This window comes from Nocardioides faecalis, assembly GCF_018388425.1.
GTDB classification, from domain to species: domain Bacteria; phylum Actinomycetota; class Actinomycetes; order Propionibacteriales; family Nocardioidaceae; genus Nocardioides; species Nocardioides faecalis.
Genome location: NZ_CP074406.1, coordinates 3,225,420 through 3,248,537, shown reverse-complemented (window position 1 = coordinate 3,248,537; position 23,118 = coordinate 3,225,420). Strand labels below are relative to the sequence as shown.

At 72.8% G+C, this 23,118-nt stretch carries 23 protein-coding genes and 1 tRNA gene; 14 read left to right on the top strand and 10 right to left on the bottom strand.

Annotated elements, in window-relative coordinates; translation table 11 throughout:
- The first annotated feature begins 119 nt into the window (after positions 1 to 119).
- Together KG111_RS15275 and KG111_RS15270 are read left to right on the top strand one after the other, a co-directional pair.
- The gene (locus KG111_RS15275) at positions 120 to 605 is read left to right on the top strand and encodes a CarD family transcriptional regulator (RefSeq protein ID WP_205289636.1); all 486 of its coding nucleotides are present in this window, start codon (positions 120 to 122) and stop codon (positions 603 to 605) included.
- 31 nt (positions 606 to 636) lie between these two features.
- Positions 637 to 1,275 (top strand): 2-C-methyl-D-erythritol 4-phosphate cytidylyltransferase, encoded by a 639-nt coding sequence (locus KG111_RS15270; protein ID WP_205289635.1) that lies wholly within the window; start codon positions 637 to 639, stop codon positions 1,273 to 1,275.
- A 118-nt stretch (positions 1,276 to 1,393) separates the two neighbouring features.
- On the opposite strand, the gene KG111_RS15265 is transcribed toward KG111_RS15270, so the two are convergent.
- Positions 1,394 to 2,185, bottom strand: coding sequence for an IspD/TarI family cytidylyltransferase (locus tag KG111_RS15265; RefSeq protein WP_249666161.1), 792 nt, complete (start codon positions 2,183 to 2,185; stop codon positions 1,394 to 1,396).
- 104 nt (positions 2,186 to 2,289) lie between these two features.
- On the opposite strand from KG111_RS15265, the gene nirD reads away from it, so the two are divergent.
- A complete protein-coding gene (gene nirD / locus KG111_RS15260) occupies positions 2,290 to 2,679 on the top strand; it encodes a nitrite reductase small subunit NirD (protein ID WP_205289634.1) in 390 nt (129 codons plus the stop codon).
- Between the two features lie 3 nt (positions 2,680 to 2,682).
- Here the strand turns inward: nirD and ispF are convergent, their stop codons facing one another.
- Positions 2,683 to 3,177, bottom strand: coding sequence for a 2-C-methyl-D-erythritol 2,4-cyclodiphosphate synthase (ispF, locus tag KG111_RS15255; protein ID WP_205290020.1), 495 nt, complete (start codon positions 3,175 to 3,177; stop codon positions 2,683 to 2,685).
- 138 nt (positions 3,178 to 3,315) lie between these two features.
- Here ispF and KG111_RS15250 point away from each other — a divergent pair, with 138 nt between their 5' ends.
- Entirely contained in the window at positions 3,316 to 4,857 is a 1,542-nt protein-coding gene (locus KG111_RS15250; protein ID WP_249666160.1) for a molybdopterin-dependent oxidoreductase, read from the top strand.
- A complete protein-coding gene (locus tag KG111_RS15245; protein WP_205289632.1) occupies positions 4,854 to 5,600 on the top strand; it encodes an SDR family NAD(P)-dependent oxidoreductase in 747 nt (248 codons plus the stop codon). Before KG111_RS15250 ends, KG111_RS15245 begins: the two co-directional genes overlap by 4 nt.
- A gap of 101 nt (positions 5,601 to 5,701) precedes the next feature.
- On the opposite strand, the gene KG111_RS15240 is transcribed toward KG111_RS15245, so the two are convergent.
- Positions 5,702 to 6,991: a C39 family peptidase gene (locus KG111_RS15240; protein WP_205289631.1), complete on the bottom strand. Its 1,290-nt coding sequence runs from the start codon at positions 6,989 to 6,991 to the stop codon at positions 5,702 to 5,704.
- Between the two features lie 243 nt (positions 6,992 to 7,234).
- Here KG111_RS15240 and cysS point away from each other — a divergent pair, with 243 nt between their 5' ends.
- From cysS to KG111_RS15215, 5 genes are all read left to right on the top strand, one after another.
- The gene (gene cysS, locus KG111_RS15235; RefSeq protein WP_432806865.1) at positions 7,235 to 8,632 is read left to right on the top strand and encodes a cysteine--tRNA ligase; all 1,398 of its coding nucleotides are present in this window, start codon (positions 7,235 to 7,237) and stop codon (positions 8,630 to 8,632) included.
- Between the two features lie 2 nt (positions 8,633 to 8,634).
- The gene (rlmB, locus tag KG111_RS15230; RefSeq protein WP_205289629.1) at positions 8,635 to 9,597 is read left to right on the top strand and encodes a 23S rRNA (guanosine(2251)-2'-O)-methyltransferase RlmB; all 963 of its coding nucleotides are present in this window, start codon (positions 8,635 to 8,637) and stop codon (positions 9,595 to 9,597) included.
- A 15-nt stretch (positions 9,598 to 9,612) separates the two neighbouring features.
- Positions 9,613 to 11,304: a metallophosphoesterase gene (locus tag KG111_RS15225; RefSeq protein WP_205289628.1), complete on the top strand. Its 1,692-nt coding sequence runs from the start codon at positions 9,613 to 9,615 to the stop codon at positions 11,302 to 11,304.
- A gap of 59 nt (positions 11,305 to 11,363) precedes the next feature.
- Positions 11,364 to 12,512, top strand: coding sequence for an acyl-CoA dehydrogenase family protein (locus tag KG111_RS15220; protein WP_205289627.1), 1,149 nt, complete (start codon positions 11,364 to 11,366; stop codon positions 12,510 to 12,512).
- Positions 12,513 to 12,559: 47 nt separating this feature from the next.
- Positions 12,560 to 12,638: transfer RNA gene (locus KG111_RS15215), tRNA-Gln, on the top strand.
- Here the strand turns inward: KG111_RS15215 and KG111_RS15210 are convergent.
- The 3 genes from KG111_RS15210 to KG111_RS15200 all read right to left on the bottom strand — a co-directional run bounded on the left by KG111_RS15210 (position 12,627) and on the right by KG111_RS15200 (position 15,029).
- Positions 12,627 to 13,400, bottom strand: coding sequence for a potassium channel family protein (locus KG111_RS15210; protein ID WP_205289626.1), 774 nt, complete (start codon positions 13,398 to 13,400; stop codon positions 12,627 to 12,629). The genes KG111_RS15215 and KG111_RS15210 overlap by 12 nt on opposite strands.
- An 86-nt stretch (positions 13,401 to 13,486) precedes the next feature.
- Positions 13,487 to 13,678 carry a hypothetical protein gene (locus KG111_RS15205; RefSeq protein WP_205289625.1) on the bottom strand — a complete coding sequence of 64 codons (192 nt, stop codon included), beginning with the start codon at positions 13,676 to 13,678 and terminating at the stop codon, positions 13,487 to 13,489.
- Positions 13,679 to 13,706: 28 nt separating this feature from the next.
- Positions 13,707 to 15,029: an HNH endonuclease signature motif containing protein gene (locus KG111_RS15200; protein ID WP_205289624.1), complete on the bottom strand. Its 1,323-nt coding sequence runs from the start codon at positions 15,027 to 15,029 to the stop codon at positions 13,707 to 13,709.
- 127 nt (positions 15,030 to 15,156) lie between these two features.
- On the opposite strand from KG111_RS15200, the gene KG111_RS15195 reads away from it, so the two are divergent.
- Positions 15,157 to 15,849, top strand: a complete 693-nt coding sequence (locus tag KG111_RS15195; protein WP_205289623.1) for a CPBP family intramembrane glutamic endopeptidase — start codon at positions 15,157 to 15,159, stop codon at positions 15,847 to 15,849.
- 35 nt (positions 15,850 to 15,884) lie between these two features.
- On the opposite strand, the gene KG111_RS15190 is transcribed toward KG111_RS15195, so the two are convergent.
- Together KG111_RS15190 and KG111_RS15185 are read right to left on the bottom strand one after the other, a co-directional pair.
- Positions 15,885 to 16,793 (bottom strand): NAD(P)H-binding protein, encoded by a 909-nt coding sequence (locus KG111_RS15190; protein ID WP_205289622.1) that lies wholly within the window; start codon positions 16,791 to 16,793, stop codon positions 15,885 to 15,887.
- 61 nt (positions 16,794 to 16,854) lie between these two features.
- Positions 16,855 to 17,034 (bottom strand): DUF5999 family protein, encoded by a 180-nt coding sequence (locus KG111_RS15185; protein WP_205289621.1) that lies wholly within the window; start codon positions 17,032 to 17,034, stop codon positions 16,855 to 16,857.
- A 178-nt stretch (positions 17,035 to 17,212) separates the two neighbouring features.
- On the opposite strand from KG111_RS15185, the gene KG111_RS15180 reads away from it, so the two are divergent.
- Positions 17,213 to 18,415 carry an oxygenase MpaB family protein gene (locus KG111_RS15180; RefSeq protein ID WP_205289620.1) on the top strand — a complete coding sequence of 401 codons (1,203 nt, stop codon included), beginning with the start codon at positions 17,213 to 17,215 and terminating at the stop codon, positions 18,413 to 18,415.
- 32 nt (positions 18,416 to 18,447) lie between these two features.
- Here KG111_RS15180 and KG111_RS15175 read toward each other — a convergent pair whose 3' ends face one another.
- Entirely contained in the window at positions 18,448 to 19,476 is a 1,029-nt protein-coding gene (locus KG111_RS15175) for a hypothetical protein (protein ID WP_205289619.1), read from the bottom strand.
- Positions 19,477 to 19,569: 93 nt separating this feature from the next.
- On the opposite strand from KG111_RS15175, the gene glmU reads away from it, so the two are divergent.
- Both glmU and KG111_RS15165 read left to right on the top strand, forming a co-directional pair.
- Positions 19,570 to 21,036 carry a bifunctional UDP-N-acetylglucosamine diphosphorylase/glucosamine-1-phosphate N-acetyltransferase GlmU gene (gene glmU, locus KG111_RS15170; protein ID WP_205289618.1) on the top strand — a complete coding sequence of 489 codons (1,467 nt, stop codon included), beginning with the start codon at positions 19,570 to 19,572 and terminating at the stop codon, positions 21,034 to 21,036.
- Between the two features lie 136 nt (positions 21,037 to 21,172).
- Complete coding sequence (locus KG111_RS15165; protein WP_205289617.1) at positions 21,173 to 22,153, top strand: ribose-phosphate diphosphokinase; 981 nt, start codon at positions 21,173 to 21,175, stop codon at positions 22,151 to 22,153.
- Positions 22,154 to 22,186: 33 nt separating this feature from the next.
- Here KG111_RS15165 and KG111_RS15160 read toward each other — a convergent pair whose 3' ends face one another.
- Positions 22,187 to 22,816, bottom strand: a complete 630-nt coding sequence (locus KG111_RS15160) for a maleylpyruvate isomerase family mycothiol-dependent enzyme (protein WP_205289616.1) — start codon at positions 22,814 to 22,816, stop codon at positions 22,187 to 22,189.
- Positions 22,817 to 23,118 lie beyond the last annotated feature (302 nt).

The window sequence follows — 23,118 nt, the reverse complement described above, 5'->3', positions numbered from 1 at the left end:
CGAACACATTGGCGTCCCGTTGTCAATACGGGGATTGCCGTGCTGACCTGCGCAAACACCATTTTAGGCCGCGGGGGGACGTGGTAGGATAGGCGACCCTAGGAAGGGGCTACTTTCATATGACTTTCACCGTGGGCGAAACGGTCGTTTACCCCAATCATGGGGCTGCGGTCATCGAAAACATCGAGATGCGCACGATCAAGGGCCAGGAGCGGCAGTACCTCGTCCTCCGCATCGTTGCACAGCAGGACCTGGTTGTCCGGGTCCCCGCCGACAACCTGGACCTCGTGGGTGTCCGGGACGTCGTGGACAAGGCCGGACTGGACCGTGTGTTCGGTGTGCTCCGTGCGGAGCACGTCGAGGAGCCGACCAACTGGTCGCGTCGTTACAAGGCCAACCTGGAGAAGCTGCACAGCGGCGACGTCATGAAGGTGGCGGAGGTCGTCCGCGACCTGTGGCGCCGCGAGCGTGACCGTGGCCTGTCGGCTGGCGAGAAGCGGATGCTGGCCAAGGCGCGCCAGATCCTCGTCTCCGAGCTGGCGCTGTGCGAGAACACCAACGAGGACAAGGCAGAGACCATCCTCGACGAGGTCCTCGCTTCCTGAACGATCCGACGACGTCATACGGTGGGGCTCGATGAGTCCCCATCCGTATGACGTCGTCGGTTTTTCTGTCCCTGCCTCGGGCATCGTGCTGGAGGAGGGACGCGGCTCCCTGCCGTTCCACCTCATCCACGGCGAGTCGCTGGTCGCCGCCGCGGCGTGGGCCGCGGGGGAGGCGGGCATCGACCTGCTCGACCAGACGCTGGGCTGGGACGACGTCGCCGAGCGCGGCGGTGCGCTGGTGCTGCACGACCCGCTGTGCCCGATGACGCCGCCGGACTTCCTCGCCCGCTGCGCCGAGCGCGCCGAGGCGGCCGACGAGGTCGTGGTCGGCGTACGACCGGTGACCGACACCGTCAAGGTCGCCAGCGACGCTGGTGGTGCAGCCGAGGGTGGCGACGCGGCCGAGGGCGGCGCGGTGCTCGGGGAGACCGTCGACCGCGAGGGACTGGTGAGCGTCTGCTCCCCGGTCGTGCTGCCCTCCTCGGTGGTCACCGACCTGCTCGCCGACGGCGGTCGCCTGCCGTCGCTGGACTTCGTCGAGCTGACCGCCGCGCTGCGCGAGCGGTACGGCGCCGACCGGGTCGCCCTCGTCGAGGCACCGCCGCAGGCGCGGCGCGTGGCCTCGGAGGAGGACCTCGCGGTGCTGGCCGCGCTCACCGACCCCCGCTGACCCCGCTGACTCCTCGCCGAATCGACCCTTGTGGTCCGCCGAATCGACCCTCGTGGCGCGTCGAGTCGCCGCCCGTGGTGGTGCGGTGGTGGTGGTGAGGTGCCGGTGACGTGTCGGCTCAGTCCAGCAGCTCGGCGGCGAGCGCCAGGTCGTCGGCGAAGGTGACCTTGAGGTTGCGTGGCCCGGACGGTACGGCGCGGATGGTGCCGGCCGCCTCGTGTCCCGCCGCCTCGGCGTACCGCGCATAGGTCGCGGCCGTGTCGGTGCCGTCGAAGCCCTCCGCGCGCGCCGCGGCGTACGACGCCACCAGGGGCGCTGCCCGGAACGCCTGCGGCGTCTGCACCCCGACCAGCCGGTCGGTGCCTGCGATCGGCAGCGCTCCGCCCGCCCGCGGCAGCAGCCCCGGCAGGTCGTGCGCCGGTACGGCGCCGCCGTGCTCGCGGGCGACGGCGACGGCGCGCTGCCACAGCTCGACGTCGGCCAGCGGCCGGGCGCCGTCGTGGATCGCGACCACGTCCACGGCGCCGTCGGCGATCCGCGGCGCGAGCACGTCCAGTGCCGCCTGCTCGGAGGCCTGCCGGGTGCTGCCGCCGTCGACCAGCAGCACCTCGTGGCCCGGGGCGCGGTCCTCGAGGTCCTCGGCGAGGTGCTCGCCGAGGAGGTGGGCGACCTCGGCGCGCTCCCCGGCGCGGCAGACCACCACCACGGGGCCGACTCCCGGCGTGGCGAGCGCGGTGCGCACCGACCATGCCAGCAGCGGCACACCCCGCAGCGGCAGCAGCACCTTGTTGACCTCGGCGCCCACCCGGCTGCCGCTGCCCGCGCCGAGCACGACCGCCGCCGCCAGCGGCGGTGCGGCGGCAGGTGTGGCGGTAGGGGCAGGAGGGGCGACGTACTGCGGGCTCGGCACGGGCCGAGGGTATCGGCCGGCCCGGGCCGCCGAGCCGGCAGCGTTTTCCTGCTCGTTACATGACGAAACCCGGGTGAGAACACACGCGACCTACCTTCAGGCTCATGACTGCTCGGGAGACCGTTGAGGAGTGGCAGCCGGTCTGCCGGTTGGCAGAGCTTGAGGTCGATCGGGGCGTGACCGCGCTGGTGCACGGACAGGCGATCGCGATCTTCCGCATCGCCGACGACACGGTGTACGCCCTCGGCAACCATGACCCGTTCGCCCGCAACGCCGTCGGCGGCATCTCGAAGGGCATCGTCGGCACGCGCGGCGAGGTCCCCTTCGTCGCCTCCCCGGCACACCGGCACGCCTTCGACCTGCGCACCGGACGCTGCCTGGACGACGTGCACGCCGCCGTGCCGGCGTACGACATCAAGGTGGTGGAGGGTGTCGTGCTGGTCGGGCACCGCAAGGTGGGGGAGACCCCGAGCCGCAAGGAACGCCCCGCCTGAGCGTCAGGCCAGCTGGACCTCGACGGCGCTGAGCAGCGCCGTCGCGACGGCGGCCACGCCCTCGCCGCGCCCGGTCAGGCCCAGGCCGTCGGTGGTGGTGGCCGACAGCGACACCGGCGCCCCCAGCACGCCACCGAGCGCCAGCTCGGCCTCGGCGCGCCGCGGTCCCACCCGCGGGGCGTTGCCGATCACCTGCACCGCCACGTCGAGGACCCGGAACCCGGCGTCCTCGACCCGGCTGCGGGTCTCGGCGAGCAGCGTCGCCCCGCTGGCCCCGGCCCACTGCGGCTCGGAGGTGCCGAAGTTGCTCCCCAGGTCGCCCAGCCCGGCCGCCGACAGCAGCGCGTCGCACACCGCGTGCGCCGCGACGTCGGCGTCCGAGTGGCCCTCGAGGCGATGCGGCTCATCAGGCCACTCCAGTCCGCCCAGCGCCATCGGCGCGTCACCCTCGGCGCGGGGCACGAGGCGGTGCACGTCGGTACCGATGCCGGTGCGCAGGCCCGCGAGCGCCGTACCGACGGCGGCGGTGACCGCATCGTCGAGGGCGGCCTCGACGGCGGCGGAGACGGCAGCGGAGACGCTCTCGTCGAGTGGTGGGTTCACGCCTCGATCATGCCGGAGTGCAGAATCGGGCGGGTGAGGACATCCCGAGGAGGCTGGTGGGCACTGGCCGGCCTGCTGGCCGGCGTGCTCGGTCTCGCCCTCAGCTACGCCGCCGCGGCGCTGCTGCACGTGCGGGAGTCCCCGGTCGTCGCCGTCGCCGAGGGCATCGCCGACCTGGCCCCGGGCCCGGTGGTCACGTGGGCGATCGGGGCCTTCGACAAGGCTGACAAGAAGATCCTCGTCCTCGGCATCCTGCTCTTCCTCGCGGTCGTGTTCGTGCTGCTCGGCCGGGCGGCGCGACGCCGCTGGTGGCTGACGATGCTGGGGTACGGCGCCCTCGCCGCGATCGGCGCCGTCGCCGTGCTCGCGAAGCCGAACCCCGGGGTCAACGACGTCGTACCGGTCGCCGGGGGGCTGGTGGCCTGGCTGGTCGCCATGGCCGTGCTGGCGCAGTGGCTGCGCCGGTGGGAGCTGACCGACGGCGGCGAGGGCGCGGCCCGCGAGCGCGCTCAGACCCGCCGCACCTTCTTCGTCCTCGCCGGGATCACCGGCGGCGTCTCCGTGGCGGGCGGGCTGGTCGGCCGGCTGGCCGGCGACGCCCGCCGCCGGACCGAGGCCAGTCGCCGGCTGCTGCGCCTGGAGGGCGTCACCGCACCCGACCTGCCCGACGGGGTGAGCTTCGGCCTGGAGGGGATCTCCCCGTGGCAGACGCCGAGCGACCGCTTCTACCTGATCGACACCGCCTTCATCAAGCCCACCATCGAGGCTGCCGACTGGCAGCTGCGCATCCACGGCATGGTCGAGCGTGAGATCACCTTGAGCTACCGCGACCTGGTCTCCCGGGAGATCACCGAGGACTGGATCACGCTCAACTGCGTGTCCAACGAGGTCGGCGGGGACCTGATCGGCAACGCCTGGTGGAGCGGGGTCCGGTTGGCCGGGCTGCTGGAGGCCGCCGGACCGCACCCCGACGCCGACGCGGTGCTGCAGACCTCCGCCGACGGCTGGACGTGCGGCACGCCGCTGTCCGCGCTCACCGACGGTCGCAACGCGATGCTCGCGGTGGCGATGAACGGCGAGCCGCTGCCCATCGAGCACGGCTTCCCGGTGCGCACCATCGTGCCCGGCCTGTACGGCTACGTCTCCGCCACCAAGTGGGTCGTCGACCTGGAGGTCACCCGGTTCGACGACATCTCCGCCTACTGGACCGGCAAGGGCTGGGGCGAGCGGGGACCGGTCAAGATCTCCTCCAAGATCGAGGTCCCGAGCAACGGCGAGGAGGTGCTGGCCGGCGAGGTCGTCTGCGCCGGCGTCGCCTGGTTCCAGCAGACCGGCATCTCCGGGGTCCAGGTGCAGGTCGACGGCGGCCGCTGGCAGCCCGCCGAGATCGCCCGCACCCCGAACACCGACACCTGGGTGCAGTGGCGCGCCGTGCTCGACCTCGAGCCGGGCACCCACGAGCTGCGGGTGCGTGCCATCGCCGCGGACGGTGAGCCGCAGACCGGTGCGGTGGCCGACGTGCTGCCCGACGGCGCCACCGGCTGGGACACCATCCAGGTCACGGTGAACGGATGAGCGCGCACGTCGGCGACTTCGCCGAGCTTCCCGGCGGTGCGCTCGTCGTCGGCGGCTCGGGTGGACTGGGTCGCGCCGTCGCCGCGCTGCTCGCCGAGCGCGGCGCCCGGGTCGCGGTCACCCACCACACCCGGCCCGGTGAGGTGGGCGAGGCGTCGTACGGGCTGGACCTGGGTGACCTCGACGCCGTGCCCCGCGTCGTCGACCACGCCGCGGCCGAGCTGGGCGGGCTGCACACCGTGGTCCACGCCGCCGGCCCGCACGTGCCGATGACGCACCTCTCCATGGTGCCGCCGGCACAGATGGCCGCCCAGCTCGCGGTGGACAGCGCCGGCTTCTTCGCCGTCGCCCACGCCGCGCTGCCGTACCTGCGCGCGAGCCGCGGCTCGCTGACCGCCGTCACCACCGCCGCGACCGCACGGTTCCCGGTACGCGACGGGCTGTCCTCGACCCCCAAGGCCGCGGTCGAGGCGCTGGTGCGCGGCCTGGCCGCCGAGGAGGGCCGGTACGGCGTGCGGGTGAACGCGGTCGGCCCCGGCATGCTCACCGACGGCATGGCCGAACGCCTCATCGCCTCCGGAGACCTCGACGAGCGGGCGCTCGAGGTGACCCGCGGCAACATCCCGCTGCGCACCTTCGGCACCGCCACCGATATCGCGGAGGCCGTCTGCTTCCTCGCCTCGCCCCGGGCGGCGTTCATCAGCGGCCAGAAGCTGGACGTCGACGGCGGCTACGGCTGCTGACGCTCCGGGCGCTCCGGGCGCTCCGCTTCCCAAGCGAATTCGTCGTGATTCGGCCGGATCTCGACGAATTCTCTTGGGAGACGGTTCCTAGCGCCCCGCCGTCACCAGTTGCCGCTCGAGGCGGGCAGCGGGTGCGCGGCGTCGTGGATCACGTACGCCATCCCGCCGGAGGCGTTGAGCCACAGCCGCTCGAACTGCGCCCGGTCGTAGACCCGGCGCACGCCGGCGCGGGTGGGTGCCGCCGGGTCGTTGGCGACCACGGAGCCGTCGGCGGTGAAGCCGACGACGACGAGCAGGTGGCCGTTGCTGGAGCGGATCGGGGAGCCGGTGAGCTCCCCGGCGCGGTAGGCGATCGAGACCACCGGCGGGATGCCGGCGCGGACCAGCCGCTCGGCCTCACGCAGGTCGCGCAGCCGGGTGACGAACCCCTTGCCGGCCTTGCGGGCCGCCCACGCGGTGGTGAAGGTCCAGTTGCCGGTGCCGCGGTAGGCGTGGTCATAGGTACGGCGCGCGGCCAGGTCGACCCACGGGTCGGTGTGCGGCTTGGAGACCCACGCCCACTCCGAGGCCTTCGGCAACCGGCCGTACCAGCCCAGCACCATCGACGCCGACGTCGGCGAGCACCACGCCTCCCCGCCGTTGCCCCACTTCGGGTAGTGCCCCACGTGCGTCATCTGCGAGTAGCGCGGCACGGCGAGCTCGACGGCCTTCGCCGAGACCGGCCGCGAGGTGGCGCCCGCCTTCGCCGGCAGCCGGGAGGTCATCGCGGTGACCAGGTCGAGCTTGGGCACCGACGTGGCACCCGCGGTCCGGTAGATGCGCACCTGCAGCTGGTACGACGTCAGCCCCGGCGTGCGCCACGTGTCCACCGCGACCGACGTGGCGTCGTCGCCCTGCCCGGAGACCGAGCGAGGCTTGATCACCTTGTCCTTGTCCGCCCACCGCGCCATCACGTCCCAGCTGGTGGTCCCGCCCGGCCCGCGTCCGCGCACCCGCACGTCGATCCAGGCCGCGCCCGGGGTGCGGGCGGAGAACGACGGGATCAGCTCGGTGAACGAGAACCCCGGCGTCACCCAGGGGCTGACCCAGCGGCCCACGTCGTACGTTCGGCCGGCGGTGCGCTTGCGCGACGCGCCCTTCTCGAACGCCAGGTTGCCCGCATTGGTCACCTTCAGCCCGCGCACCTTCCCGGTGCGCCACTGCGCCGCGGAGTCGAAGCGGGCCAGGTCGACGTGGCGCGCCGCCACCGCCGCCGCGGAGACACCGCCGCCCTCAGGCGTGCCCGGGGCGCGGGTCAGCACCATCAGCGTCACCGCCAGCGAGCAGGTGAGCAGCAGGGCGATGGCCACCGGGGCCACGGCGGGGAGGGCAACGCGGAGGGAACGACGCACCGCAGCACGTTACGTCACATGCGTCACAGCTGTCACAGGTCGGCGGCGGGTGGGCTGCTTGTAACTACGAGTTATGGCCACTACCAGGGTGGTAGACCACCCGGGCAGTAGCCACAACGCCCGGGTAGAGGCCATAACTCGTAGTTACAAGAACCCGAGTCCCCACCCAGCCCACCCCCACCCCACCACCCCCGCCGTACGACGATGTGTGGCGGAGGTGCGCGGATCCCTAGACTGGCCCCCGTGACGATCCGGCTCTACGACACCGCGACCCGCGAGGTCCGTGACTTCGTGCCCCTCCAGGAGGGCAAGGTCGGGCTGTACGTGTGTGGCCTGACCGTGCAGAGCGAGCCGCACGTGGGCCACGTGCGCTCGGGGGTGAACTTCGACGTGCTGCAGCGCTGGCTGCGCCACCGCGGCTTCGAGGTCACGTTCATCCGCAACGTCACCGACATCGACGACAAGATCCTGACGAAGTCGGCCGAGCAGGGCCGACCTTGGTACAACCTCGCCTACGCGATGAAGCTCGAGCTCGACAAGGCGTACGCCGCGCTCAACGTGGCGCCGCCGACGTACGAGCCGGCCGCCACCGGGCACATCCCGGAGATGATCGTGCTGATCGAGCGGCTCATCGAGCGCGGCCACGCGTACGCCGCCGAGGACGGCTCCGGCGACGTCTACTTCGACGTCCGCTCCTGGCCCTCCTACGGCGAGCTCACGAAGCAGGGCGTCGACGACATGGAGCCCGCCGCCGACGCCGACCCGCGCGGCAAGCGGGACCCGCGCGACTTCGCGCTGTGGAAGGGCCGCAAGGACTCCGAGCCCGCCACCGCGTCGTGGCCCAGCCCGTGGGGCCCGGGCCGGCCGGGCTGGCACATCGAGTGCTCGGCGATGGCCGGCAAGTACCTCGGGGAGTCCTTCGACATCCACGGCGGCGGCGTCGACCTGCGCTTCCCGCACCACGAGAACGAGCAGGCGCAGTCGCGGGCGGCCGGCGGCGGCTTCGCGTCGTACTGGATGCACAACGCCTGGATCACCACCGCGGGCGAGAAGATGAGCAAGTCGCTGGGCAACACGCTCAGCATCCCCGAGATCCTCAAGAGCTACCGCGGCGTCGAGCTGCGCTACTACATCGTGGCCGCGCACTACCGCTCCCACGTGGAGTTCTCGTTCGAGGCCCTCGACGAGGCCGCGGTCGGCTACCGCCGCATCGAGTCGTTCCTGGAGCGGGTCGGCGCCGACCCGGCTGCCGCCGGTGAGGTCCCCGCCGCGTTCGCCGCGGCGATGGACGACGACCTGGGCACCCCGGCCGCGGTCGCGGTGCTGCACGAGACCGTGCGCGAGGGCAACCGGCAGCTGGCCGCCGGCGAGGACGCCACCGGCGCCGCCGCCGCGGTCGCCGCGATGCTCGACGTGCTGGGCGTGCACCCCCACGACCCGGCCTGGGGCAGCCGCGGCGGCGACGACGCCGAGCGGCTGACCGCAGCCGTGGACGCGCTGGTCGCCGGGCTCCTGGAGGAGCGCGCGCAGGCCCGCGCGGAGAAGGACTGGGCACGCGCGGACGCGATCCGCGACCGCATCAAGTCGGCCGGCATCGAGGTCACCGACACCCCTGATGGACCGAGCTGGACGGTGAGCTGAACATGGCTGGAAACTCCTCGCGCAAGGGCGCGATCCGCAAGACGAGCAAGAAGCCGAGCGTCGGCTCCGGCGGCCGCGTCCGCCGCGGCCTCGAGGGCAAGGGCCCCACCCCGAAGGCGGTGGAGCGTCCGTACCACAAGGCGCACAAGTCGGTCGAGGCCAAGAAGCGCGCCGCCGCCAAGCGGGGCGGGCCGAAGCGTCGTACCGGTGACGCGGAGTGGATCGCCGGGCGCAACCCGGTGCTGGAGGCGCTGCGCGAGCGGGTGCCGGTGACCTCGGTGTACGTCGCCGAGGGCGCCGAGCGCGACAACCGGCTCCGCGAGATCTTCCGCATCGCCGCCGAGAACGGAGTCGGCCTGCTCGAGGTCAGCCGCACCGAGCTGGACCGGCTCACCGACGGCGCCGTGCACCAGGGCCTCGCGGCGCGGATCCCTCCCTACGAGTACGCGCACCCGGACGACCTGCTGGCCGCCGCCGACGAGATCGGCGAGGCGCCGCTGGTGGTGCTCCTCGACTCGATCACCGACCCGCGCAACCTGGGCGCGATCGTGCGCAGCGCCGCCGGGTTCGGCGCGCACGGCGTGGTCATCCCGGAGCGGCGTGCCGCCTCGATGACCGCCGCCGCGTGGAAGACCTCCGCCGGTGCCGCCGCCCGCTGCCCTGTCGCGCAGACGGTCAACCTGACCCGCCAGATCAAGGCCTACCAGGACGCCGGCTGCTTCGTGCTGGGCCTGGCCGCCGACGGCGACCTGACCCTGCCCGAGCTCGTCGCCGACACCGACCTGGTCACCGGACCGCTGGTGCTCGTCGTCGGCTCCGAGGGCGACGGGCTGTCCCGGCTGGTGGCGGAGAACTGTGACCGGCTGCTGTCCATCCCGATGGCCGGCGTGCTGGAGTCGCTCAACGCCGGTGTCGCCGCCTCCGTCGCCCTGTACGCCGTCGCGGACGCCCGCGAGCGCGCCTAGGCCGCTATCGATCCCGTGCCGGCCGAGAAGGCGGAACAGGCGGAGCAGGAGCGAGCGCACCCGGTCCCGGGCCGGCGCGCGCTGGTGCTGCGCGTCCTGGTCGGCGTGCTCGTGTGGCTGGTCTGCTCGACGGCAGCCGGGCTCGCGATCTTCGTCGCCAGCGAGCGCTCGATCGACCTGGCCAGCCACGACGCGGTGATCTCCCCGGACTTCTCCGGGGACCTGGTCCTGCACACCGGACCGGTGCTGCCCGACGTGCGGACCGACTCCGGCTCGCGGCTCGGGGTCACCGTGGACCTGGGCAAGTCCGACACCGCCTCGGTGGAGGAGCTGACCCAGCGCTACGCCGCCATCGCCTCCCACCCTGACGGCCAGGTCGCCGTGGTGGAGCGCGCCGTGCGGTCGATGGCGGTGTCCGCCGCGGTGCAGGGCGCCGGCATCGGGGCCGTGCCGCTGCTGGCGTGGCTGGCGCTCGGGCCCGCCCGGCGCCGCGAGCTGCTCGCAGGCCTGCGCAGCCGGCGCGGCGCGGCCGGTGTGACGCTGGTGGTGGTCGTGGCCGCCGCGGTGGTGGTGCCCACCCGGCTGGGCCGCGCCGAGCCCACGGAGCAGCGGTGGCTCACCCTGTCGGAGTTCGTCGGGGACGCCGTACCGCTGCCGGAGGAGGTGCGCGAGGTGCAGGTCACCGGCGACGCAACCACCGAGCAGACCCGCCGCCTCATCGAGAGCGCGGTCAGCACCTACGACAAGAGCAAGGCCTTCTACAACGAGGCCGCCGAGGACGCCGCCTTCCTCGACCTGCGCCAGCCGAAGGCCGACGAGACGGTCGTCCTGCTGATCTCCGACCGGCACGACAACGTCGGCATGGACAAGGTCGCCCGCGCCATCGCCGACGCCGGCGGAGCGACCGCGGTCTTCGACGCCGGCGACGACACCTCCACCGGTGAGCGGTGGGAGGCGTTCTCCCTGGACTCGGTCTCCGCGGCCTTCGCCGACCTCGACCGCTGGGCGGTCGCCGGCAACCACGACAACGGCACGTTCGTCCGCAAGCACATGTCCGACCTGGGCTGGACCTACTTCGACGAGGACGTCGTCGACGGGCCCGGCGGCGCCCGGCTGCTCGGCATCGACGACCCGCGCTCGAGCGGCCTGGGCAACTGGCGCGACGAGACCGGCCTGAGCTTCGTCGAGGTCGCCGACCGGGTGACCGAAGCGGTGTGCGCCGCCAACGACGAGGGCGAGCGGATCTCCACCCTGCTCCTGCACGACGCCAACCTCGGCGACGGCGCGCTGGCCGCCGGCTGCGTCGACCTGGTCCTCGGCGGGCACGTGCACGTCTCCAGCGGACCGACGGCGGTGGTGGGGGAGAACGGCGACGTCGGCTACCGCTACACCGTCGGCACGACGGGAGGGGCGGCGTACGCCATCGCGATCGGCTCCAAGCTGCGCCGCGCGGCCGGGCTCGCGCTGCTCACCTACCGCGACGGCCGGCCTGTGGGGATCCAGGAGGTCACCTTGGAGACCAACGGCCGGTACGACGTCGCCGACTGGGTGCCGCTCGACTACACCGTGCCCGGGGACGAGCCCGGCGACGAGCCCGGGGACGAGACCGGTGAGCCCGGCGAGCAGGGAGCCGGCACCCCGGCCGCCGAGGACTCCGGCACCCCGAGTGCCACCCCGAGCGGACGGACGACCGAGCCGGGCGAGTGACACCGGCCGGCCCTCGGCCCCCGGCGGGGTGCGGAGAGCACCGTGCGAAGGTAGGCGCCATGGGAACCACCGTCGACCGTCTGCTGCCCAGCGAGGAGGCCACGGAGCTGCTGGCTCTGGCCCGTGAGATCGCGACCAAGGAGCTGGCGCCGCAGGTGGCCGAGGCCGAGGAGCGGGCCGAGTTCCCCGCGGCGGCCTACCGGCTGCTGGGGCGCGCGGGGCTGCTGAGCCTGCCGTTCGACGAGGAGCACGGCGGGGGCGGGCAGCCCTACGAGGTGTACCTGCAGGTGGTCGAGGAGATCGCCACCGCCTGGCCGAGCGTCGGGGTCGGCACCAGCGTGCACGCGCTGACCGCCACCGTCGTGGCCGCCAACGCCTCGCAGGAGGTGCGTGGGGCCTGGCTGCCGCGGATGCTGTCGGGTGACTGGCTGGGTGCCTACGCGTTGTCCGAGCCGCAGGCCGGCTCCGACGTCAGCGGCATCCGCACCGCCGCCCGCCGCGACGGCGACGACTACGTCCTCAAGGGCGTGAAGCAGTGGATCTCCAACGGTTCCTGCGCCGACTACTACATCCTCTTCGCGCGCACCGCCGAGGACCCCAAGCGCGGCCTGTCCGCGTTCGTCGTCCCGGCCGACACCGCAGGCATGAGCTTCGGTGCGCCGGAGAAGAAGATGGGCCTGCACTGCGACGTCACCACCCAGGTGATCTTCGACGACGCCCGGGTGCCCGCCGCGAACCTGATCGGGGAGGAGGGCGCCGGCATGAAGGTCGCGCTGTCCGCCCTCGACGCCGGCCGCCTCGGCATCGCTGCCGTCGCCACCGGCATCGCGCACGGCGCGCTGGCCTACGCCGTGGAGTACGCCAAGGAGCGCCAGCAGTTCGGCAAGCCGATCGGGGAGTTCCAGGGCCTGCAGTTCCTGCTCGCCGACATGGCTGCGGAGGTGGAGCGGGCCCGTGCGTCGTACCTGCACGCGGCGCGGCTCAAGGACGCCGGGCGGCCCTTCTCCCGCCAGGCCTCCATCGCCAAGCTCACCGCCACCGACGCCGCGATGCGGGTGACCACGGACGCCGTGCAGGTGCTCGGCGGCAACGGCTACACCCGCGAGTACCCGGTGGAGCGGATGATGCGCGACGCCAAGGTCACCCAGATCTTCGAGGGCACCAACCAGATCCAGCGGATGGTCATCGGGCGCGACCTGCTGCGCTGAGCCATTTGCTCCAGCGGTGCCGCCGGGCTCTAGGCTTTGGGCACCGATCCCCGGTTGGTCTGCCGGCAGGGCCCGCCTGACTTTGAATCAGGACAAGCGACGTAGGTTCGACTCCTACCCGGGGAGCTCGTCAGTCTCGGTCGGTGTCCCCGACGAGGGAGGCGCTGACACCGAGGCGGTGTCGGTCTCGTCGCTGGCCTTCCGGTGGGCTGCCTGTTCTTCTGCAACGCGCCCGAGGATCCACGTCGCCACGGTGGCGGTCACCGTGCCCACGAGCCCGATGCCCACCACCATCAGCACCCCCGCGACCAGCCTTCCCTCCAGCGTCACCGGGAAGCGGTCGCCGTATCCCACGGTGGTGACCGTCGCGCACGCCCACCAGATCGCGTCCCCGAACGTGGTCAGGTTCGCGCCGTCGGCGTCTCGCTCGGCGTCGAGCACCGCCAGGGACCCGAGCAGCACGGCAAGACTCGTCGCTCCCGAGACGTAGACGAGCACCCGGCCGGCGAGGTTGGACGAGGCTGAGCGGTCGAGGATGCGGACCAGGGCCAGCAGCCTCAGCAGGCGCAGCGGGCGAAGCAACGGCAGCGCGACCAGAGCGACGTCGTACCAATGGCTGAGCGCGTAGCGGCGCCGGTCCTGCGCGAGCACGAGCCTGATCAGCAGGTCGGCGGCGAACGCTACCCAGACCGCCCACGAGACCCACGTCAGGAAGAGGCGCAGGTCAGCATCGATCCGTGGGTCGAGCACCGGCCAGGCGTAGGCGACAAGGAACGCGAGCGCAAGCAGGATCAGCGGTACCTCTGACCGGCGCTCCCACTGCTCGACGTCGATCCTGCGCCGCCGCGGCGCCGGCAACGCGGCGACCCGGGGTCGGAAGAGCGACACGGGCGCAGTCTGACACGCGCGAGGGGGTGCAAGAGGTCAGTCGCGCGACAACCCACCGGTCCCATGCGCCGGTGTTGCTCCGGTCATCAGCCTCGGTGCGCGCGGTTCCAGGGCAGCACCTCGCTGCGGTGCCGCCCGCCGTGAGCCCGCGCAACCCGACGGCGGAAGATCCAGGGGCCGAGGATCAGCCACGCCGCGAGCAGCACGGTGCCGACGGCGGCCAGTGCTGAGGGCAGGTTGTCGAGGTTGCCGGTGACGGTGAGGGCGACCACGTACACCGGGGCGATGAGCAGTGGGCGGTGGCCCTCAGCCGCCGGGGTCTCGCCGCCGCGGTAGGTCGAGTGCCCGCGTGCCGGACGGTCCGACGTGGAAGAGGCGCCCGTGGGGACTGCGCCAAAGCAGGTTCCCGGGTTCGAGGACGGTGTAGGTCCAGTCGGAGTGGGTCTTGGCGCGGTGATGTCGCCTGCAGCACGGGAACTCGTTGCAGGGGCAGGTCGGGCCGCCCTCGGAATGGGGGATGCGGTGGTCGAGGTCGCAGCGTTCGGCGCGGGTGGTGCAGCCGGGGAACCGGCAGGTGGTGTCGCGCAGCTCGACCTGCTTGCGATGCCTGGTGGGGATCTCGTACCGGTCGACCGGGTCGCAGCCAGCGAGGTCGATCACCGGTTGCACGGTGATCGAGGTGGCGGTGCGCAGCCACTCGCGGATCTGGTCCTTGAGCACCGGCCGGCGGCTGTCGTGCCAGCGGCCCACGGGGTTCGTTTCGCCCAGCATCGTGTCGGTGATGTGCACCGCGATCTCGGCCTTGCGGCCGGCGGAACGGACGGTGACCTCGCCGGTCTCGACGTCGGTGGTGAGCAGGTCGAGCTCGAGGTCGTTGCGCGCGAGCTCACCGACTGCGACGGCACGCCGCACGTCGAGGGAGTCCTCGGAGCCGAGACGCCCCAGCAGGCTGGCCCGCCGGCCGACGGCGTCGTCGAGGTCGGCGGCATCGGCGGCGTCGAGGAGACCGCCGATGACCGCGAGCCCGTTGTCGTTCGCCTCACCGACGTCGAAGTGCCGGTGGTCGGCGGCTTCCTTGCGACGGGCCTCGGCGGCTTCGGGGTCGTGGCGCAGGATCGCGGTGGCGACGATCCGCTCGAGCTCGGCCCAGCCGACGCGGCCGGCCCGGGAGGCGACCTGGCGGTCCACGAACGCCGCAGCATCGGCGTTCAGTCCGTGGGTCAGCTCCGCGACCCGCTCGGCACGCCACGTCGCCACGCGGCCCGCCATCACCTGCGCATAGAGCAACGGCAGCCGCCACGCGCACTCGACGATCCGACCCACATAGATCCGCCCGCCGTCGGGGGAGCGGCCCAGCACCGCGATGAGCTCCATCAGGTTGAACTCCGACACCAGCGGAGCACCCGCTCCTGCGATGGGCACCCCGGTGTCGACGAAGGAGTCACGGACGGTGGCGGCGTGCTCGGGTGCATCCACGACGTTCTGGTCCGCCCACGCCACGATCGCGGTCCACTCCCGGACCTGGGAAGCCTGGCGGAGCCGGGTCTCGTCGGCCACGGCGTCGAGCAGCGCGGCGACCGTCCGGTCATCGTGCTGCGCCGCCACCGCGGTGGCCGTCCTGAGGTCCATGACCAGATTCTTCCCGGGACCCCCGACAGAACCCGGGCCCTTCGAGCCGCCCGCGAACCGCCCGCTGGGTAGTTTCGACAACAGGCCGTCGCACCCGTCCCGCGCGCGGCCCCGACGGGAGGACGCGGTGCAACGCTGGCTACGCCGCTCGCTGTGGGACGTCGTACCCCGCGACCAGCGCGACAGCCCCGAGGTGCTTCGCCGCCGGCAGGTCATCACGGTCCTCACCGTGCTCCTCGGGGCGGTGCTGCTGGGCGTCTCGCTGCGGATCGAGCCGGGCAGCGACTGGTTCTACGTGGGCACCTTGGCGCTGGCCGCGGTGTGGACGGTCGGGGCGTTCGCCTCGGGGCCGTTGCACCTGGGCCGGATCGCGCGGCTGCGCGGGGAGGGGATGGTCCGCCCGGTCGTCGCGCCGGTGGTGATCGGGCTGGGCCTGGCGGGGGTGTTCGTCCTCGGTGCCCTGGTGGTCCGCGAGATCCCGTGGCTGGAGGACCAGGTCCGCTCCGTCACCGACTTCGCCGACCGCGGCGCGCTGCCGGTGCTCGTGGTGGTCACCGCCGTCAACGGCGCCGCCGAGGAGCTCTTCTTCCGCGGCGCCGCCTACGCCGCCGTACCGCGGCACCCGGTGCTGTGGACCACGGTTGCCTACGTGATCGCCACCGCCGCCACCGGCAACGTGATGCTCGCGTTCGCGGCGATCCTGCTCGGCACCCTGGTCGGACTGCAGCGCCGCGCCTCGGGCGGGATCCTCGCGCCCGTGCTCACCCATGTCAGCTGGGGGTTGGCCATGCTGCTGGTGCTGCCGCTGCTGTTCGGCTGACACCGCCCACGCGTGAGAACGTCAGGAGCCCCCGCCTAGGAGCCCAGTGCCGCCGCCCGCTCCTCCAGCGCGCGCCGCACTGCCTCCTCATAGGGCAGCGGCTCCAGCGGCACCACGTCGCGGATCCGGTCGTCGGTGACCACCACCTCGGTGGACATGGAGTCGATCAGGTTGCGCCCGGTCGTCACGTCCACGTCGGTCACCAGCGCCAACCAGTACGACGACAGCCGCGGCGTCAGCACCGGCACCTGCACCACCCGCACCGGATGGCCCGAGGCCATCTGGGAGGCGACCTGCAGCATGTCCCGATAGGTCAGCTGCTCCGGGCCGCCGATCTCGAACACCTGCCCGATCGCGTCGGGGTTGTCGATCACGCCGGCCAGGTAGGCGACCACGTCGTCCACGGCGATCGGCTGGGTCAGGGTGCTCGTCCACCGCGGCACCACCATCGCCGGCAGGTTCTTCACCAGCTGTCGGGTCAGCTCCCAGGAGATTCCGCCGTGACCGACGACGATCGCGGCCCGCAGCGTCGTCACCGGCACCCCGGCCTCGCCGAGCAGCCCCTCCACCTCGCGGCGCGAGCGCAGGTGCGGGGAGAGGTCGGCGCCCTCGGCGCCGAGGCCACCCAGGTAGACGATCTGGCGGACCCCGGCCCGTGCCGCCGCCCGGCCGAACGACCGGGCCGCAGCGGCGTCGCGGGCCTCGTAGTCGTCGTGGTCGAGCGAGTGCACCAGGTAGACCGCGACGTCCACGCCGGCCAGGGCGGCGTCCAGGGACGCCTCGTCGGCGACGTCCGCACCGACCGGCTCGCCGGGGCCGTCGTACGACGCCGGGCGACGGGTCATCGCCCGCACGTCCCACCCGCGGCCGGCCAGCTCGCGGGCCACGCGGCGCCCCACGAAGCCGGTGGCGCCGGTGACCAGCACGGTCGGCGGAACGGTCATACCCCAGGAGCGTACGTCGCCGATCGCGACCGTTCAGAGAACGACGACTCGGGCCGCCGGCTCAGGCGGAGCGCTGCAGGCTGACGGCGGTCCCGTCAGGCCTCAGGTAGGCGCCGTCGTCGAAGAGGATCACGCCGTTGCACAGCCGACACCACCCCTGCTCGTTGTGGTCGGCGGTGACGTGCGCGCTGCAGCAGGCCGGGTCGTCGGCACTGGGGCACCGCGGAGTGTGGTCGCACATTGATCGTGCTCCCTCCCTGTCGGTCTCTCGGTGATGGGGGAACGGATCCTGTGATGGGGATCACCGACAGTGGTACGCCTTCTTGTTGGTCTTTGCAGCGGTTTCCACAGAACCGTGTCCGAGAATCCTGCGCGGCGACGCGCTTCCGCCGGCGCCGACCCGGTGCTTCAATGCCGAGATGAGCACCGACGGCGTCCGCCCGGCCCCGACCGCGCTGCCCCACGCAGCCCTGGCCGTGCAGCGGTACGGCGCCGCGGGCACCACCTGGTTGGACGCGATGTGGCGCGCCGACCCGCTGGCCGACGCCGTGGTGGCGGACAGCGCCGGTGCCGGAGCGGCGCAGGCGGTCCGGGCGATGATGACCGACGGCATCGGCGCCGTCGCCGACCCGCCGGAGACGGTGCAGGCGCTGCTCGCCCAGCTGACGAGGGAGCCCGAGTGGCTCGACCGGGACCGGCTGGACCGGGCCGCCGACGTCCTGGTGCGCTACACCGCGCAGTGGGGGCTGGTGCTCGGTGCGGCGTCGCTGCTGCGCGGTGCCGACAACTGGATCGCCGCCAAGCCGCTGCTGCTGACCGGCCGCTACGGACACCAGCCGGCGGTGCGCTCCATCGAGGTCGGCTCGTGGCTCTCCCAGGTCGTGCGCCGCGGCGGGATGGCGCTCGATGCCCCTGGTTTCCAGCACACGGTTCGGGTGCGGATGATCCACGCGCACGTGCGGCGCTTCATCCGCCGTACGGTCGTGGACTGGGACGAGCCGGCGTGGGGCGTGCCGATCCCGCAGCCCTACATGGCGTTCACGCTCGCGGAGTTCGGCCACGTCTCGCTGGCCGCGATGGCCGATCTCGGCGTCCGGCTGCGCGACGACGAGCTCACCGACATCTACCACCTGTGGCGCTACGTGGGGCACGTGATCGGCGTGGAGGAGGCGCTCAACCCGACGTGTGAGGCCGACCAGGTGCGGATCGAGGAGCTCTACGCGCTGACCTCGCCCGGCCCGGACGCCTACAGCCGCGAGTTCGTCCGCGCGCTCACCGAGGACTATCTGGCGCCGCAGCTGGCCACGATGCTGCCCGGTCCCGCAGCGTTCCGCTCCACGCTGGCGGTGCGGACCATGTACGGGATGACCCGGGTCTTCCTCGGCGACGAGGCCTCGGATGCGCTCGAGGTGCCCGACGGGCGCGCCAAGCACGTGGTGCGGGCGCTGCGGCCCGCCCTGTTCGCCGCCGACCAGGCGCGGCTGCTGCTGGTGGGCCGCGAGCGCGCCACCCGGCGCGGCTACGCCGCCCGCGACCGCGAGCTGGCGCGGCTCAAGGCCGAGCAGGCGATGGAGCACGACCTCGTCGACGCCGTGCCCGGGGCGGTCGGCGCCACCGCCTGAGCGCCCCAGCCCTCAGGCCCAGCCCTCGGGCCTCAGTCGCCGAGGATCGCGGCGACCTCGGGGGATGCGTAGAACGGCTCGAGCCGGGTCCGGATCAACCGCTCCGCCTCGCCGGAGTCCACCGCGTGCTGCAGCAGCCGCGGCACCAGAGCCTGGGCCTGGGCGAGGAGGTCGTCGCGGCTGATGCCGAGGTCCTCGACGAGGGTGGAGAGCTTCTCGGTGCCGTAGACGGCGAAGAAGCCGTCGACCACGCCGTCGATGAAGGTCAGCACCGGCTCCGCGGCCACCGCGTCGATCACCACGTCCTGCAGCAGCCCGGCGACGTGGTGCAGCTCCTCGGCGCTCACCGGCGGCTCCGCGCCCGGGCGTCCGATCGGCTGGTCGGCGTACAGGTCGAACACCTGCAGCGCCGCCGCCCGCGCGGTCGGGTCCGACATGGTCTCCACGACGAGCTTGTTGAGCCGTCGTACGGCGAAGCTGGCGCCCTTGCCGGCGGTGTCGCCGAGCAGGCTCTCCAAGGGGACGCCGGCCACCCCGCGGGCGACGTTGCCGGCCATGCTGGTGCCGAGGTTCATGAGTGAGCCCATCCCGGGGATCCGGTCGGCCACCGCCCGGTTGGTGGCGAGCACCTCGCTCAGCACCCGGGAGAGGAAGCGGGACGCCAGGGTCGCGACCAGCGGGCTCTCGGCGACCTTGTCGAGCACCTTCGCGGCCAGGTCCGGGCGGGACAGCGCGGCGGCGACCAGCGCGTCCAGGTGCTCGCGGCGGATCAGGTCGGTGGCGGTGAACGGCTCCGCGGGGCCCGCGTACACCCGGTCCGCGAGGACACCCACCAGGGTGCTGGCCGCCGCGCTCGGCGGGACGTGGCGCAGCACGAGGCGCAGCAGCTCCTTCACCGCGTCGGGGTCGGCCAGCGTGTCGACCTGCAGGCGGGTGGCGGCGTCCAGCAGGTCGTCGATGTCGTCGCTGAGCGCGTCGCGCAGCGTGTCGCCGCTGATCCGGGCCAGCAGCCAGGCGACCTGGGCGTCCAGCAGCTGCTGGGCGGTGCTCGAGAGTGGCATGCGCCGATTGTGGCGGGGAAGTGGTCACACGGCGAGCACAACGGACGCGACCGGCCGCCCCCGCCGATCGCGCCGGAGCTCTAGGGTGGCTGCGTGAGCGACCAGTTGACCGTCATCGTCCTCGCTGCCGGCGGCGGCACCCGGATGAAGTCCAAGACACCCAAGGTGCTGCACCGCATCGGCGGGCGCAGCATGATCGGCCACGTGCTGACCGCGGTCGCCAGCCTCGACCCGCAGCGCGTGGTCACCGTGGTCGGCCACCAGCGCGAGCTGGTCGCGCCGCACATCACGCAGCTGCGCCCCGATGCGGTGCTCGCCGTGCAGGAGGAGCAGCTCGGCACCGGGCACGCCGTACGGGTCGCGCTGGAGGCGCTCGGCGACGTGCCGCGCGAGGGAACCGTTCTCGTCGCCTACGGCGACACGCCCCTGCTCGAGGGCTCGACGCTGCGCGAGTTCGCCCAGGCCCACCGCGCCGCCCAGGCCGCGGTCAGCATCCTGTCCGGCGTCGTCGAGGACCCCTTCGGCTACGGCCGGATCGTGCGCGACGCGGAGGGTCTGGTCGCCGGCATCGTGGAGGAGAAGGACGCCACGCCCGAGCAGCGCGAGATCACCGAGATCAACTCCGGGATCCTCGCCTTCGACGCCGGCTTCCTCCTCGACTGCGCCGGGCGGATCGGCAACGACAACGCGAAGGGGGAGTACTACCTCACCGACGCCGTCGGCCTGGCCCACGCCGACGGGCTGACCGTCGCCGCGCACGCCGTCGCCGACGCGCTGCAGACCGAGGGTGCCAACGACCGGGTGCAGCTCGCCGAGCTGGGTCGCGAGCTCAACCGCCGCATCGTCACCCGGTGGATGGAGGCCGGGGTGAGCGTCGTCGATCCGGCGACCACCTGGATCGACGCCGACGCCGTGCTCTCCCGGGACGTGACGCTCCTGCCGGGCACCCAGCTGCTCGGTGCCACCGTGGTCGGCGAGGACGCGACCATCGGCCCGGACACCACCCTGACCGACTGCGAGGTCGGCGTGGGCGCCACGGTGGTGCGCACCCATGCCCAGCTGGCGGTGATCGGCGCGGAGGCCCACGTCGGCCCCTTCGCCTACCTGCGCCCGGGCACGGTGCTGGAGGAGGCCGGCAAGATCGGCACGTTCGTGGAGACCAAGAACGCCCGCATCGGCGAGGGCGCGAAGGTGCCGCACCTGTCCTACGTCGGCGACGCCGAGATCGGCGAGGGCACCAACATCGGCGCCGGCACGATCTTCGCCAACTACGACGGCATCGCCAAGCACCGCACCACGGTCGGCCGGCACGCCCGCACCGGCTCCAACAACACCTTCGTCGCCCCCGTCACGATCGGCGACGGCGCGAGCACCGGCGGTGGCACCGTCGTACGACGCGACGTGCCGCCCGGCGCGCTCGCGGTGAGCGGCGGGCCGCAGCGCAACCTGACCGGCTGGGCGCAGGCGCGTCGTCCCGGCACGGCCCAGGCCCAGGCCGCCGAGGCCGCCGAGGCTGCCGAGGCCGCCGGCGAGGGGCCGAGGGCGACCTCGCCGGAGTAGCCCGACCGGGGCCCCGGACGCCGCGCGTGGCGACGATCACGCAAACCCTTGCAAAACAGGTGCGGAGTTGGGGCGGCCCCTGGGCGAAGGGCAGAATCAGGCCCACCACCTCAGGCGATCCAGGGGAGACACGCTAGTGAGCGGCTTCAAGCGCACGACCGAGAAGAACATGATGGTCTTCACGGGACGAGCCCACCCCCAGCTGGCGGACGAGGTGGCCCAGATCCTCGACCAGCAGCTGGTCCCCACCACCGCCTACGAGTTCGCCAACGGCGAGATCTACGTGCGGTACCAGGAGTCCGTGCGCGGCTGCGACGCGTTCGTGCTGCAGAGCCACACCACTCCGATCAACGAGTGGATCATGGAGCACCTGATCATGGTGGACGCGCTCAAGCGTGCCTCCGCCAAGCGGATCACCGTGGTGATGCCGTTCTGGGGCTACAGCCGCCAGGACAAGAAGCACCGCGGCCGCGAGCCGATCTCCGCGCGGCTGATGGCGGACCTGTTCAAGACCGCCGGCGCCGACCGGATCATCACCGTGGACCTGCACGCCGACCAGCTGCAGGGCTTCTTCGACGGCCCCGTCGACCACCTGATGGCGCTGCCGGTCCTCACCGACTACATCAAGAACAAGTACGGCGACCAGCCGCTCGCGATCGTCTCCCCGGACGCCGGCCGGATCAAGGTCGCCGAGAAGTGGTCCGCCCGCCTCGGTGGCGCTCCGCTGGCGTTCATCCACAAGACGCGGCGCACCGACGTGGCCAACGAGGTCGTCGCCAACCGCGTCGTCGGTGACGTCGCGGGCCGCATCTGCGTGCTGACCGACGACATGATCGACACCGGCGGCACGATCGTGAAGGCCGCCGAGGCGCTCGTCGCCGAGGGTGCGGCCGGCGTGATCATCGCCGCCACCCACGCGATCCTCTCCGGTCCCGCCGTGGACCGGCTGAAGAACAGCCCCGCGGTCGAGATCGTCATCACCAACACGCTGCCCGTGCCGCCGGAGAAGCAGTTCGACAAGCTCACCACGCTGTCGATCGCGCCGCTGGTCGCCCGCGCCATCCGCGAGGTCTTCGAGGACGGCTCGGTCACCAGCATGTTCGAGGGCCAGGCCTGAGCCACCCACGCGAGCCCGCGACGCGGTGAGGCGTCAGCGGGGGAGCAGCGCTAGGCCGTCGCCCTCGAGCAGGGTGAGGTCCGGGCGTCGTCCCGACGCCAGCATGAGCAGCTCCTGGACCGGTCCGCGCACGTCCGGTCCGCGCCCGCGGGTCCAGTCGACGTCGCTGGCGACCAGCCGGATGCTGCGCAGCAACCGGCTGGTGCCCATGAGCGGCGCGAGCCGCCGTACCCGCTCCGCGGCGACGGCCGCGGCGTCCGGTGCCATCGTGCGGGTGCGCCCGAGCGGGCGGACGATGTCCTGGTGGTGCACGAGCGCATCGATCAGCGGCTCCACCGACGTGGTGACGGGCACGTGGTGGGTGCTGGTGGCGTAGGTGGCGAAGTCCGCGAGGACCTGCTCGTGCGTCCTCGTGGCCGCCAGCCGCTTCACCTCGCGGAAGATCATCGCGTGATAGCTCCGCCCCAGGTTGCGTGCGGCCATCGCGCCCATCTCCCGCCAGCCCGTCTGCGGGGTGGCGATGACGTGGGTCGCCACGTCGTGCACGGTCCAGCCGGGGCACAGCGTCTCGTGCGACCACGCCGCCTCGTCGAGGTCGTGCAGCAGCGCGGCGAGCGCGGCCCGCTCCGCGTGGACGTGCGCCCAGAGGGTGGTGGAGTCCATGGTCCCTCCCTTGTCGTCCTCTTGTCGTCGACGCGGTGCGACGGGAACTCGGTCAGGCCTCCTGACCGAGATCGTCCGTCTTCCTGGCCGGTTCGTCAACGGTCGGTCGCCTGGCTCGGAGGGGAGGTGCGGTGCACCCGGCGCTCGGGATGTTCATCGGCTCCCGCTACGCCGAGCAGCGGATCCGCGACACGATCGCCGCGGCCGGGCACGACGGCCTCAGCCCGGCGACGGCCTCAGCCCGGCGATGTCCCGGGCCGCCGCTCGGGCCCGGCGACGATTTTCTCGTGGGCGGGAGCGCG

Coding starts and splice junctions, on each gene's coding strand:
- KG111_RS15180 (WP_205289620.1), top strand. CDS start 17,213: ATGAGCACCGACGGCGTCCGCCCGGCCCCGACCGCGCTGCCCCACGCA.
- KG111_RS15245 (WP_205289632.1), top strand. CDS start 4,854: ATGAGCGCGCACGTCGGCGACTTCGCCGAGCTTCCCGGCGGTGCGCTC.
- KG111_RS15220 (WP_205289627.1), top strand. CDS start 11,364: ATGGGAACCACCGTCGACCGTCTGCTGCCCAGCGAGGAGGCCACGGAG.
- KG111_RS15200 (WP_205289624.1), bottom strand. CDS start 15,029: ATGGACCTCAGGACGGCCACCGCGGTGGCGGCGCAGCACGATGACCGG.
- KG111_RS15190 (WP_205289622.1), bottom strand. CDS start 16,793: ATGACCGTTCCGCCGACCGTGCTGGTCACCGGCGCCACCGGCTTCGTG.
- nirD (WP_205289634.1), top strand. CDS start 2,290: ATGACTGCTCGGGAGACCGTTGAGGAGTGGCAGCCGGTCTGCCGGTTG.
- rlmB (WP_205289629.1), top strand. CDS start 8,635: ATGGCTGGAAACTCCTCGCGCAAGGGCGCGATCCGCAAGACGAGCAAG.
- KG111_RS15270 (WP_205289635.1), top strand. CDS start 637: ATGAGTCCCCATCCGTATGACGTCGTCGGTTTTTCTGTCCCTGCCTCG.
- KG111_RS15275 (WP_205289636.1), top strand. CDS start 120: ATGACTTTCACCGTGGGCGAAACGGTCGTTTACCCCAATCATGGGGCT.
- KG111_RS15185 (WP_205289621.1), bottom strand. CDS start 17,034: ATGTGCGACCACACTCCGCGGTGCCCCAGTGCCGACGACCCGGCCTGC.
- KG111_RS15175 (WP_205289619.1), bottom strand. CDS start 19,476: ATGCCACTCTCGAGCACCGCCCAGCAGCTGCTGGACGCCCAGGTCGCC.
- KG111_RS15160 (WP_205289616.1), bottom strand. CDS start 22,816: ATGGACTCCACCACCCTCTGGGCGCACGTCCACGCGGAGCGGGCCGCG.